This window comes from Streptomyces sp. NPDC037054, assembly GCF_055606745.1.
On the sequence record NZ_JBVJSJ010000021.1, the window covers coordinates 1 to 11,304 of the forward strand.

Sequence of the window (11,304 nt, forward strand, 5' to 3'; positions counted from 1 at the left end):
CCGGCCCACAGCATGACACCAGCAAGGTCCCCACCCATAACCACACCAACGACTGAGCTGGCCAGCAGTCACGGCAAAGACCGTTGCAGTACTAGTAGGGCTTGGTCAGGTTCGTCTGGGTGTGGGTATGTCGCGGTGGCAGGTGGGGCAGGCGCCGGCCCAGAGTGCGAGGAGTGTCTGCAACTCGTGGACGACTTGGTAGAGGCTCAGTCCTGCGCAGGGTCTTTTGGGTCTCGTGCCAGCCGTTGCAGGGTGCAGAAGGCGTGGGCGGCGGAGACGAGGGTGACGTGGTGGTGCCAGCCGTTGAAGGTGCGGCCCTCGAAGTGGGCCAGTCCCAGGGCTTGTTTCATTTCGCGGTAGTCGTGCTCGATGCGCCAGCGGAGCTTGGCCAGTCGGACCAGGGTGGCCAGAGGCATGCCGGAGGGCAGGCTGGAGAGCCAGAACTGGACCGGCTCGGGTTCGCCGGCGGGCCATTCGGCCAGCAGCCAGCGCTCGGGCAGTTCCGGATCGTCGGCCTGCTTGCGGATGCCTCGCCCGGCGGGGCGGATGCGAAGGGCGACGAATCGCGAGTACATGCGCTTAAAGCCGCTGCGGGCCTTGCCCGGGCGAGATCCCTCCCGCCAGGACACCGGCCGAGCGGCGGTCCGGCCAGCCGCCATGACGAGGTCCTTCATGGTCTGCGGCGGGTCGGGGTACTGCACTGCCGGTGGCCGGCCGGTGCCCGCGTAGGCGGGCAGGACGGGCCGGGCGTCGGCCGGATGAGCGGTATGGCGGCCGGAGATGCCGACCGCGTAGGGCAGATTCCGTTCCTCCAGGCCGCTGCGGAAGGCAGCGGCATCGCCGTATCCGGCGTCCGCGACGACCAGGGGAACGTCGATGCCCCACGAGCGCGCCTCGTCGATCATGTCCAGGGCCAGCTGCCATTTCTCCACGTGTCCGGCCTGGTCGGGGATGCCGCAGCGGCCGCGTCGGGCGACCTTGTCCGGATCGGCCTCGGGCGAGGCCGGGTCCCAGGAAGCGGGCACGAACAGCCGCCAGTCGACCGCGGCCGAGGCATGGTCGGTGGCCAGATGCAACGACACGCCCACCTGGCAGTTGGTGACCTTGCCGGCGGTGCCGGTGTACTGCCGGGATACGCACGCCGAGGCGTCCCCGTCCTTGAGGAAGCCGGTGTCGTCGACGACCAACGCCTCCGGCCGGATCGCGTCCTGCATCATCCAGGCCAGCCGGGCCTGCACATGCGCCGGATTCCACGGGCTGGACGTCACGAAGTGCGCCAGCGCCTGCCGGTTGCCGTCTTCACCCAGCCTTGCCGCCATCGGCTCCACCGACTTGCGCCGCCCGTCCAGCAGCAGCCCGCGCATATACACCTGCCCCCAACGCCGCTGGTCAGCACGGAAGAAGCCATCGAACAACTCCGCCGTGAACGCTTCCAAGTCCTCCCGGACCGCAGTCATCTCCTCAGGTGTCACACCACCCCAACAACGCCCACGGTCCAGCAGACACGCCACTCACGAGTGAAGTGACCAAGCCCTACTAGGGCCATGGCGCCGCTCACCTCGACCTGGGGAGACGGGGCGGAGACGGTGCCGCTGTACGCCCGTCGGCCTCACCGCGTGCACCCGGCCCACACCGTTCTCTCACCAGCTTCAGCAGATGACGAAGGGCGCAGCAGCGCTGACGAACTGTGCACGGACCTGATGAGCCAGTTCGGGGTGTAACCAAGAGGGAGGGCAGCGGTACCGGCCACCGGCCCCCGTTCGGCCGTTGAGCAGCGGGCAGACCCGGTGATGCGGGCGATGCCGGCGCCGGCTGTAGGTCCACGCCGCTGCGTGTTCGTTCAGCGCGTCAAAGGACGGGCCCGTCTGAGCGCTATGCCTTGCCTGCGGCTTTGAAGCGGAAGCCGAAGAGACCGCCCTCTTCGTCGTCGGTGAGGCGAGGGCTACGGATGTGGGGTTCGGGGGTGAATCCGCGCTCGGCAGCGGTGCTGAGGGTGTCGGTGTTGAGAGTGACGATGTACTGCAAGTGCTCCTCCTCGGTCACCTCGGCTGCGAGCGCGAGTGCTCGTGAGACCTGCCGTTCGTCGACGCCGTCGTAGAGGTGGCTGTCGTGGATGAGGAAGCCAGGGCCGCGCCCATGGCGGTGTGCGAGGACGGCCAGGGTGAGGTCGAAGCAGACCGCGACCGGCGACGTCCCGGCCGGCGGAGGCGAGGTCACCTTCGTGATCGACAAGGACGATCCCCAGAAGCCCACCGACCGGTTCACCGGCGAGCGCTTCGAGAAGGCCCTCAACGTTACTCTCAACTCGGTGGTGTTCCGCTCCTTCGGCCAGGACCTGACCACCACCGGCACCTACATCGAGATGACCTCCCGCCTGACCGAACCCGTGCTCCTGGGCCTGTCCGTCCTCGCCGTCCGCAACCGCGTCCAACGCTGACAGCCTCGCCCCGCCCCGGCCAAGCACAGCCTGAGAAACGACTCGACCGAACCACCTCGTCAAGGCACACCGGGGCCCGGTTGGCAGCAGCCCGGCCGGGCACACCGGCCGCACGGCTCCCCACAGCTGGGAGCAGCGGGCCGAGGCCCGGCTGCCGCACCGCCGGGGGAGTGTCCGCGGTGCCGCGCACCCCGGAACGTGCGCTGCGCGCCCCCCGGCAGGGACGGGCCCGCTACGCGGTTCTGCGATGGGCCCGTCCCTGCCGGGGCAGGCCCTGCGCGCTGCGCCGCCTGAGAACAACCCGCTCGCCCCCGCCCGCCGGGCCGGCCGCACCTTCGAAGAGACCGGTGGTCACGCCCTTGGCGGCCAGCGAGATGACCATCTCGTCGACACCGGTCAGGCGCTTGTGCCGCTTCTTGACGATCTTCGGTTCGAAGGAGCCCTCCCGATCGCGGGGCACGGCCATCTCCACCGGCCCCACGTCGGTCAGCACGGCCCTGGAGCGTTTACCGTTGCGGGAGTTGCCGCCGTCCTTGCCCGCCGGATCGTGCTTGTCATAGCCGAGGTGGTCGGTGATCGCGCCCTCGAGGGCGGACTCCAGCAGCCGCTTGGTCAGCTGCTGCAGCAGCCCGCCCTCGCCGGTCAGCTGCAGTCCCTCGGCCTGGGCCCGGCCCACCAGCTCGTCGATCAGCTGGTCGTCCACGGCCTTCGCTGACACCACCGCTGCCGACTCGGCAGCCTCGTGCTCGGACACGTTCTCACTGGTCATCGATGCATCTTCCATGATCGGGAGTTACACCGAACGATTTACAGTCCCCAACCGCATTTGCCGCAGAGCCGGCCGGGATTGTCGTGGCAGTAGCGGCAGACCGGGTCATCCGCCTCTCGCAGACCGCCCGCCGCAAGTACACCGGCGCATCGCCGGCGACATCACGGCCGGTCGCTCTGCTCGCCCTCGCCGCCGCGCCCTGTTGGCTGCCCTGCTCTGAACACCCGAGGCCCCCAGGCCACCGCCCATACCGGGCGCAGCCTGGGGGCCATTTCGCGTTTTCGGCGTCCGGGTCATCGGGCGCGGCCGCCATGGTCAGGCAGCTCGCGCGTGCTGCTGCCCGGTCCGTGCCGCTGACCGTCCAGTCGCCGTCCTATCACAGCGTCATAGCTTCGGTCAGGCAGCGCGTCACCAGTTCCTGGCGTGTGGTCCACCCGTCGGTGTCATGGTGCTCACCGTACGACGGGGCCGGCCGCCACGCCCGCCCGGAAAGGAAGAAGACCCGCCAGCCGACGGGGTCTTCCACGATCATCGCGAGGCGCGCGTCAGCGGCCGGTCAAGCAGTCGAGCAGCGCGGTCTGGTCCGTGGGGCTCTCGGCCGCGTCGGCCACGCAGCCGACCACACCGACGATGTCGATGGTGACGTCGAGGGTGGCGTCGATGGGGCTCTTTCCTGTCTCGGTGGCGGCGCTCGCGGTGGACGCGCCGCCGATGGTCAGCGCGAGCGTCAGCGGGGCCAGGACAAGGGCAGATCGAAGACGCACAGTGAGTTCCTCTCAGAGGAGATCGGCGTTCGGGAAGAGTCCAGAGTGACCGGGTCGGCCATGGCCCGCAAGAGGGCCTCTGACGGTCCTCATGTGCTCGGCGTGCGCGTCGTGAGCTCGGCTGCAAGGGGCGAGGGGACGTACCTTCGTCATATGGCCGGTCGGCGACGCGGGCGCGGGTACCAGTCGTGCTGGGGCATGCTCCCCCACGGGGACACCCCGAGCGCGCCCTATAGGACGTGCCCCACCGGGCTGTGAATGGTTCCCTGCCCGCTCCTCTGCGTTCGCCACAGCGCCAGCATCACGGACATGGGCAGATCGTCGTGCTCGCCCACTCCCTCGTACCGCACGCGCCCGGATGGCAGGGTCACGGTCTGGAGCGCCATCAGCTCGCGGCGCAGCGCCTCCCCGTCGGGGAAGGGGCCGACGAAAAGCCGCTGCAATTACCAGCACCCTCACCAGGGCCGTTCACCGAGTCCAGCCCTTCCTGGCCGAGCACGACTGCACCATCCCACCCTCGACAGCCAGGTTCCGGACACCTGCCGACGGCACCGCGGTCCTCGCCAACAGCAGCGCAGCAGGGGCAGCCTGCGGAACTGGGCCCTGCAGAACCGGGAACGCCGTGGCCTCGGCCCGGCCGGAGACGCCAAGTCGCGGCCGGTGCGGGCCGGACGGTGCCGTCCGCGGATTCCGACGACCGGATCCACCGGATCCACCGGATCCACCGGATCCACCGGCTCGAGACTTGGGTCGCCGAACTCGAGGCCAGTGAGCGGAAGCTGGCCGCCGAGCGGGACGTACTCCGCAAGGCGGCCGAATACTTCGCCGGGGAGGCCAACTGGTGATCAGCCGCATCCGGTTCGTCCACGACCACCGGGACGCCTTCGGCGCGAAGCGGCTGTGCGAGGTCCTGGGCGTGAACCGCTCCAGCTACTACAACTGGTGAGCCGGCCGGCAGGCCAGGATGGCCCGGCAGCACGAGGACCAAGTCCTGGCAGAGAAGATCCGCGAGATCCACGGCGAGTCCGGCGGCACCCATGGCTCCCCGCAGGTAACCGCCGAGCTGAGAGACAAGGGTCACGGACAGCGGAGTGCGTGAACGCGCTTCTGGCCGGCACCGTGCCGACGAGGACCGCCGTTCGCGCGTTGCCATCAAGGCGGAGCCTCTATCACCTCGCGAGCGCGCCGCGCAAACTTCTCCCGGCTCACCTCCACCGCGTCAACCGCGTCTTCCAGTCCGGTGCGGTACCCGTCGTCCTGCAGATCCCCTTCACGCGTCCCGCTGAGCACGCCCTCAAGGTACGCCCGCAGGGACCGCACCGTGGACCACACGTTCACGGCCTCCGCGGCGACGGACTCCGGTCCCATGAGATCAAGCCGTGCCTGCGCCTTGTAGAGCGCCGCCACCGCGGTGCCGAGCTCCTCAGCGGCGCACGAAGGACATCGGCCGGAGGCGGGGTGTTTCTGGAGGAGGGCGATTCGCGGTCCTGGTGGGCAACGCGGTTCAGCACACTGTCGACCGGCTCCGCCGCCTCCATGAACGCGAGGTACGCCTCCAGGCGCTCACTGCGCAGCGCCCGACCATGCTCGACCGTAACCCTGGTCGCGTGCTTGCCGTCGAGCAGCCGCATAAGTCAGCCACGAAGTGCACAGAGCGCCGACAACGCCTACTCCGGCTCCCCTCAGAGCCGCCCATCCTTGATCCACGAAAGCCCGTCCTTCTGCGGTATGACGCCAGCGAGACTTTTCCTCAGATCCGAATGCCAATCAAAATTAACAGAATTGACGAAGTGTCGCGTTCGGACGATCACAAGCCTTGGCTTGGACGACGGACAGGTGACCGCAGCATCACAACACCCGTCGGGCGAGCGGGTGGACGACCCAGCAGAGCGCTGCGCCTCTGAGTTACGGGCACTCCGGACCGCGGCGGGGAGCCCTACGTATCGTCAGATGGCCGCGCGTACCGGCCAATTGGCCGGCTCCCTGGCCGCAGCCGTGAAGAGCAGACAACTGCCCTCTCTAGAGGTCACCTTGGCCTATGCCGAAGCTTGCGGAGGCGACCGCACGGAATGGCAACGACTATGGTGCGAAGCGAAGGCCGAATTGAGCACGACAACGCCAGCCGAGCGACGCTGGGCACTTGTTGCCGCCGCCGGAGCCGTCGCGCTCGCATTGGCGGTCGCCGGTACAGTTCTGGCGATCGCCACGCGAACGAGCAGGCCCCGTCCGGCATCGCCGACCACACCGGCCGCTTCTTCGCCGCCGACGACGTCTTCAACCAACGTAACCCGCACCCAAACCCGTCGCCCGAATCCGAGCAGATGGTTGCCGACCTGCTCGCCCTGGGCCGGGTGGAGCTGTACAACGGCAAGGCCGGCTCACCTGTGTACCGCGCCACCGCCAGTACCCCGACCTACGAGATCACGCCACGCAAGCACGTCGGTGAATGGGGACCCAATCCCTTCGAAGGCGTCGACTTTCCCTGGGAGTGATGACCCACGAGCAGTCGATCGCCGTGATGCCGACAAGGGACGCCATCCGCATGGTGATCGGGGTGCGCTACCCCGGTGAGTAGCACCATCGGGCAGCCCCGGCGGCCGGGGACGGCGAAGTCTCCTTGACCGGTCAGTGCCGTAGCCGGGCTGGTCAGATGTGCCCCTATGACGGAGACTCTCACTCGGCCGTTCCTGCATCGTTCAGGTGGGGACGACCATGCACGGAGGGGGAGTCGAAGAGCTTTCTCCCGTACTGCGACTCCACGTCAGACACCGGCTCAACATGCCAGAAGGATCCTAGTGGTGGCAACGCTTTCAGAGATCACAGCCCTGTTGGGCGAACCACGGTTCAACTGGTCCGATCCGGCTCCATGGATCGAACTGGAGCAGGAACTCGGTGTCGAATTTCCTGCGGATTTTCGTGAGATCGTGGACGCCTACGGTTCGATCGAGGTCAACAGGCAGTTGTATTTGAAGCACCCTGCCGGCCATCTTCTGCACGATCTGGGAACAATGATCAGGAGGGATCTTGAGCTGTGGCGCGAGGAGGACATGGCCGAGTTCCTGCCGAGTCCGGTCGGGGCGAGCCCCGGGGAACTGATACCGGTGGCATCAGCCACAACGGGCGAGGCGGTTTTCCATCGCATTCCGGACAACCCCTCGTCGCCCTGGCGCGTCGTCGTCCAGGAGTTCGACAGTCCGTCCTGGACTCTCTATGAGATGACGTTCAGCGACTGGTTGCTGGCATATCTCAAGGGCAGGGACGTGACGTTGTGTTCTCGCAATTTCGCGCCTGACCGCCCGTTCTACGAGTTCCTGCCCTGAAAATGAACACGGTGGTCTCCTGTGCTCGTGAGACAGGAAATGCCGCGGCAGGGGACCGGGGGCCGACGTCCTGGCTGGCCATCTTTGGCGGAGAGCAGCAGGCTCGTCGTCCACGCACTGGCTTGACGAATCCTTCGGGCGTCTTACTCAGCGCCGGGTCCAGATGAGGATGGCAGCAAGGTGGAGCGCCTGGTAAACGATGGCGAGCTTGGCCGTCCGCATGGCGAGGCCGCGCACTGTCTGGGCCTTGAGCCGCTTGTGCGCGGCATCCCACCGATCCCGGTCCCGTCGTGGTCCCCGGCGTCGGCGGCCGGTGAAGCTGCATGCGGACAAGGGCTATGACTACGACCACCTGCGCCGATGGCTTCGCGAGCGCGGCATCCGCCATCGCATTGCCCGCAAGGGCGTCGAGTCCTCGCAACGGCTGGGCCGGCATCGGTGGGTGGTCGAGAGAACCGCGTCCTGGATGGCCGGCTGCCGACGACTTCACCGTCGCTGTGAACGCGAGGCCGAGCACTTCCTCGCCTTCGTCGGTACAGCCGCAGCCCTCATTGGCTACCGCCGCCTGGCGGCTGTGCTCAGGCCTGAGTCGGTTCTGCTGTACGTCGAAGTGGACCGGCCCCATGGACTCCGCCACGGTCGCCGCGTACGCCGACACCTCCTCGGCCATGCTCCACCGCACGGGGAAGTAGATCAGAGGACCGCTGGCCCGGCCGGCTGGGGTGTGGCCGCCTCGAACTTGGCCAACTGGCAGGCACCACACCACTCACCGGCCGTGGGCACGCGCTCGCGGTCGCCGGGCCGGCATCGCGCGTGGTCTCCGTGCGCCTCAGTGACGGCCAGGTGCGAAAAGCGGTGGACGTACCGGATCTGACCGGCGTCACCGCCAACGCCTCGGACGTGTGGGCCGCGACGACGACAGCGGGCGAGGGCCGACTGCTCAAGATCACCACCGGCACCGCCCAGGGCCTCGTGTCGGGCCAACTGCCCACCGGACACCTCACCGTGAGCGCCGACCGCGAGCTCCTGCTGACCGCCCACCCCGCCGCCGATCGCGTATCCGTCTTCGGGTTCGCCGACGGCAGTGTGACCGTGTGCGCCACCGATACACCCGGCCTCGACGGACGCGCCGTGGAGATGCACGGCCTCGACGACGGCCGCTTCCACCTCGTCACCACCAAAGGGCTCGCCGTCGCCGACGACCTGGGCGGCTTGAAGAGCAGGCCACGCCTCGTGCCCCCGGCCGACCCGCTGTCCGTCGGCTCCTGGGTCCCGCTCCAGTACGACCTGTCGGGCTCCGCGCTCACCGGCGACGACCTGTCGGCCGCGGCCGAGCGCGCATGGTGCGAGGATCCCGACGCACTGCAGGTGGCGCTGCGGAGGATCGCCGGGTCGGCCCCGCGGTGAAACGCTGTCACGCGGCGGGTCAGGCGGCAGTCCAGTCGCGTGCCAGGAGATCTGCAAGACGCTGAGCGTTCCCGAGACCGCGTCGCGCACCAGGGCGACGGCCGCCTGGAGGCCAGGGCCAGGGCGCGCTGGGTGGCCGACCGCTGATACAACCTTCCACTTGGCGACAGCCCGCTGCGATGCTCATAGGATGCCTGAATGTGCAAGCCGTTACGGATGAGCCGCCGCACGTGGGTGGCCGTGTGGGTAGCGCTGTGCGTGGCCGCTATCGCTGCCACCGCCGCACTGAACGCCTTTCCGGCGCCTGACCCGCAGCCCGAGAAGCCCGTCAGCGCCGAGTGCGCCGAGTGCGCCGAGTACATCGCGGACATCGAGACGCAACTGGCCAAAGCCAAGAGGGAAGGCAACGACGACGGCGTGCTAGCCTTCACTCGAACCCGGGTCGGCGCGGACGACTGCAGCGATGAAGTCCTCGACCACTTCGGCGGCGACCGGTGAGCCGCCGTACAGGGCTCGCCGTGACAGTGGGGCTGATCTGCGCCGGTTTCGTGGCGATCAGCGCCGTGAGCGCAGTAACGGAACCGGAGCCGGAGCCCACTCCGCCGCGGGTGTACTCCTCCTGTCTGGCCGCCGACACCAAGCCGGTGCCCGTGGGTGACGACCCGTGCGACGGCCGTTGAAGAACCACTGAGTGACTGTCCCCGCAGGACGGCGACTGAGGCCCCTGCCCGTCCACGTCCCTCCTGGCCAGCGTCCGCAGCCGGGAGACCACCAGCACCACCCCGGGCCCCCGAGCCAGAGCGCCGCCCGGGAACAGGCAGCGTGGGCGCGCCTCGCCGAAGTCGAGGTGGCCCCACCCCTGGGGGTGTATGGGGGCGTTTGAGGGTTGTTCCGGTCTGGGTGGCGGGTGGTGGGACGGTCGTGGTGGGTCACCGTGGGAGGCGATGCCGGATGGAGTTGTCGAGGGAAGAGCTGTTCCTTGGATCTGCCGTAACTCGTGGCAGGAGGGGCTGTCGATGCGGGCTCACCTAGCGATCGCCTGGAATCACTGCGGCCCTGGCACGGGGAGGAGGAGCGCGCGCCTGGAGGCACCTGACGGGCTGCTGGTCGGCCATTGACATGATGGCCTGACGATTTCAGCTGTCTCCAGGGGGGCGACGATGACGTTCAAGGCCGAAGCCGATTCCGGAGTTGCCGATCGGGATGAGTGGTCCTATGCGCCAGCGGTCGGCGTCGGACCGCTCCGGTTCGGTATGACCGTCGACGAAGTGGTCGAGGCGTTTCAGGTCCTCGGCCAGACAAAGGTCAGCGATTGCCCCCACGTCCACGCGATCTTCTCGTCCACGTGGAAAATCGAGGTCCATCGCCGCGGGGTGCCCTCTTCACTGCCTGCCGTCACGGCCTACGTGAGCCAAGCTGCGGGGCTGTTCTGCATCGCAGCCGACGCAGTCCACGGTCCCCAGGTCGGGCACGATGGAATTCCGCTGGTCGGTAGGGACCTGTCGGAACTGGAGAGCGACGAAATCGCGCATGCCGAGGCAGTGGATGGTCACTTTCGCTACACGCCCGAGGGCTATGCAGGACCGGATGACCCCGGGGTCGTCATACGCGGGCAACGCGTCGGGCAGGTCCTGCGATCGCGCCCGCTGTTCATGGTGACGCGCGACGGCGCGAATACCGAATGGGACTCGATGCCTTCCGAGGAGTACCACCACGGTAAGTCATGACCTGACCCGGTCTGATTTGTGATGAGCGGTGAAGGAGGGCTCATCGTCGGCTGGGGCCACGCGAGACCGGAAGCCGGGGCCGCGGCAAGCCGGAAGGCAGACCCAGCCACTGTTCTCGATCGCCTACCGGATGCTGGGCAGTGCCGGAGACGCGGAGGACGCCCTACAGGAGGCGTTCATCCGCTATCACCGTACCGTCGGCTCGGGAACGACGATCGAGTCACCAAAGGCATTCCTGTCCGCGGTCGTCACGAGGATCGCCCTCGACCGGCGCCGCTCGGCCGTCTCACGGCGCGAGACCTACGTCGGCCAGTGGCTGCCGGAACCCCTGCTCACCGACGCCACGGCCGACGACCCCGCGGCGCACGCCGAGTTGTCCGACACGATGTCGTTGGCGTTCCTGCTCGTGCTGGAACGGCTCAACCCTGTCGAGCGTGCGGTGTTCCTGCTGCACGACGTGTTCGGTTACGGCTAGGACGAGATCCCGGCGATCGTCGAGAAGAGCGGGGCCAACTGCCGGCAGATCGCACACCCGGGCGAGACGCTTCGTCAGAGCGGAACGGCCGCGGTTCGAAGCGCGGCGGGAGGAACGCGACGGCGTCCCGTTTCGGCGGCACAGGCGTCCACCAGCCGCGTCACGTAGCCGTCCGGGTCGGCCAGGGTGCCCCCCTCCGCGAGTGCCGCGTACTCCAGGTAGCCGGCCAGCGTGCCCGCCGCTTCGCCCAGGGAGACGGGGTGGCTCCGCTGGACCCGGGCGACGCGCTCCTCCGCGTCCAGCATGGCCTGTACCCAGGCCAGGTCACTGGTGACCGCCTCTACGCGCGTGCCTGCTCGCACCGGTGCGAGCAGGCCGGGCATTCGTCAGATGCGTGGCGGTGGC

14 protein-coding genes and 3 pseudogenes are annotated in these 11,304 nt (G+C 68.3%); 10 read left to right on the forward strand and 7 right to left on the reverse strand.

Annotated features, from left to right (window positions below; genetic code table 11):
• Nucleotides 1-206: 206 nt before the first annotated feature.
• Together ACZ7D7_RS33075 and ACZ7D7_RS33080 are read right to left on the reverse strand one after the other, a co-directional pair.
• A complete protein-coding gene (locus tag ACZ7D7_RS33075; protein WP_470829181.1) occupies nucleotides 207-1,457 on the reverse strand; it encodes an IS701 family transposase in 1,251 nt (416 codons plus the stop codon).
• A 415-nt stretch (nucleotides 1,458-1,872) separates the two neighbouring features.
• On the reverse strand, nucleotides 1,873-2,265 hold the full coding sequence (locus tag ACZ7D7_RS33080; RefSeq protein ID WP_470829183.1) for a DUF2326 domain-containing protein: 393 nt from the start codon (nucleotides 2,263-2,265) through the stop codon (nucleotides 1,873-1,875).
• Between ACZ7D7_RS33080 and ACZ7D7_RS33085 the strand changes: the two are divergent.
• Nucleotides 2,171-2,437, forward strand: a pseudogene (locus ACZ7D7_RS33085) (hypothetical protein); the annotation flags it as partial. The gene ACZ7D7_RS33080 and the pseudogene ACZ7D7_RS33085 overlap by 95 nt on opposite strands.
• Nucleotides 2,438-2,780: 343 nt before the next feature.
• Here ACZ7D7_RS33085 and ACZ7D7_RS33090 read toward each other — a convergent pair.
• The 3 genes and pseudogenes from ACZ7D7_RS33090 to ACZ7D7_RS33100 form a co-directional block, all read right to left on the reverse strand.
• Nucleotides 2,781-3,206 (reverse strand): annotated as a pseudogene (locus tag ACZ7D7_RS33090) (transposase); the annotation flags it as partial.
• A gap of 545 nt (nucleotides 3,207-3,751) precedes the next feature.
• Nucleotides 3,752-3,970 carry a hypothetical protein gene (locus tag ACZ7D7_RS33095; RefSeq protein ID WP_470829184.1) on the reverse strand — a complete coding sequence of 73 codons (219 nt, stop codon included), beginning with the start codon at nucleotides 3,968-3,970 and terminating at the stop codon, nucleotides 3,752-3,754.
• A 230-nt stretch (nucleotides 3,971-4,200) separates the two neighbouring features.
• The gene (locus tag ACZ7D7_RS33100; RefSeq protein WP_470829239.1) at nucleotides 4,201-4,413 is read right to left on the reverse strand and encodes a hypothetical protein; all 213 of its coding nucleotides are present in this window, start codon (nucleotides 4,411-4,413) and stop codon (nucleotides 4,201-4,203) included.
• A 231-nt stretch (nucleotides 4,414-4,644) separates the two neighbouring features.
• On the opposite strand from ACZ7D7_RS33100, the gene ACZ7D7_RS33105 reads away from it, so the two are divergent.
• Together ACZ7D7_RS33105 and ACZ7D7_RS33110 are read left to right on the forward strand one after the other, a co-directional pair.
• Nucleotides 4,645-4,815 carry a hypothetical protein gene (locus ACZ7D7_RS33105; RefSeq protein ID WP_470829241.1) on the forward strand — a complete coding sequence of 57 codons (171 nt, stop codon included), beginning with the start codon at nucleotides 4,645-4,647 and terminating at the stop codon, nucleotides 4,813-4,815.
• Between the two features lie 119 nt (nucleotides 4,816-4,934).
• Nucleotides 4,935-5,069 (forward strand): transposase, encoded by a 135-nt coding sequence (locus ACZ7D7_RS33110; RefSeq protein ID WP_470829185.1) that lies wholly within the window; start codon nucleotides 4,935-4,937, stop codon nucleotides 5,067-5,069.
• Between the two features lie 53 nt (nucleotides 5,070-5,122).
• Here the strand turns inward: ACZ7D7_RS33110 and ACZ7D7_RS33115 are convergent, their stop codons facing one another.
• Nucleotides 5,123-5,377 carry a hypothetical protein gene (locus ACZ7D7_RS33115; RefSeq protein WP_470829187.1) on the reverse strand — a complete coding sequence of 85 codons (255 nt, stop codon included), beginning with the start codon at nucleotides 5,375-5,377 and terminating at the stop codon, nucleotides 5,123-5,125.
• Nucleotides 5,378-6,051: 674 nt separating this feature from the next.
• Between ACZ7D7_RS33115 and ACZ7D7_RS33120 the strand changes: the two genes are divergently transcribed.
• From ACZ7D7_RS33120 to ACZ7D7_RS33150, 7 genes and pseudogenes are all read left to right on the forward strand, one after another.
• On the forward strand, nucleotides 6,052-6,462 hold the full coding sequence (locus tag ACZ7D7_RS33120) for a hypothetical protein (protein WP_470829189.1): 411 nt from the start codon (nucleotides 6,052-6,054) through the stop codon (nucleotides 6,460-6,462).
• A gap of 306 nt (nucleotides 6,463-6,768) precedes the next feature.
• Nucleotides 6,769-7,290 carry an SMI1/KNR4 family protein gene (locus ACZ7D7_RS33125; RefSeq protein ID WP_470829190.1) on the forward strand — a complete coding sequence of 174 codons (522 nt, stop codon included), beginning with the start codon at nucleotides 6,769-6,771 and terminating at the stop codon, nucleotides 7,288-7,290.
• A 286-nt stretch (nucleotides 7,291-7,576) separates the two neighbouring features.
• Nucleotides 7,577-7,843: pseudogene (locus ACZ7D7_RS33130) on the forward strand (transposase); the annotation flags it as partial.
• Between the two features lie 302 nt (nucleotides 7,844-8,145).
• The gene (locus tag ACZ7D7_RS33135; RefSeq protein ID WP_470829191.1) at nucleotides 8,146-8,697 is read left to right on the forward strand and encodes a hypothetical protein; all 552 of its coding nucleotides are present in this window, start codon (nucleotides 8,146-8,148) and stop codon (nucleotides 8,695-8,697) included.
• A 198-nt stretch (nucleotides 8,698-8,895) separates the two neighbouring features.
• Nucleotides 8,896-9,195: a hypothetical protein gene (locus ACZ7D7_RS33140; RefSeq protein WP_470829193.1), complete on the forward strand. Its 300-nt coding sequence runs from the start codon at nucleotides 8,896-8,898 to the stop codon at nucleotides 9,193-9,195.
• A gap of 662 nt (nucleotides 9,196-9,857) precedes the next feature.
• Nucleotides 9,858-10,424: a hypothetical protein gene (locus ACZ7D7_RS33145; RefSeq protein ID WP_470829194.1), complete on the forward strand. Its 567-nt coding sequence runs from the start codon at nucleotides 9,858-9,860 to the stop codon at nucleotides 10,422-10,424.
• Between the two features lie 130 nt (nucleotides 10,425-10,554).
• Nucleotides 10,555-10,899 (forward strand): sigma factor, encoded by a 345-nt coding sequence (locus tag ACZ7D7_RS33150; protein ID WP_470829196.1) that lies wholly within the window; start codon nucleotides 10,555-10,557, stop codon nucleotides 10,897-10,899.
• A 74-nt stretch (nucleotides 10,900-10,973) separates the two neighbouring features.
• On the opposite strand, the gene ACZ7D7_RS33155 is transcribed toward ACZ7D7_RS33150, so the two are convergent.
• Entirely contained in the window at nucleotides 10,974-11,261 is a 288-nt protein-coding gene (locus ACZ7D7_RS33155; RefSeq protein ID WP_470829197.1) for a hypothetical protein, read from the reverse strand.
• Nucleotides 11,262-11,304: the final 43 nt, after the last annotated feature.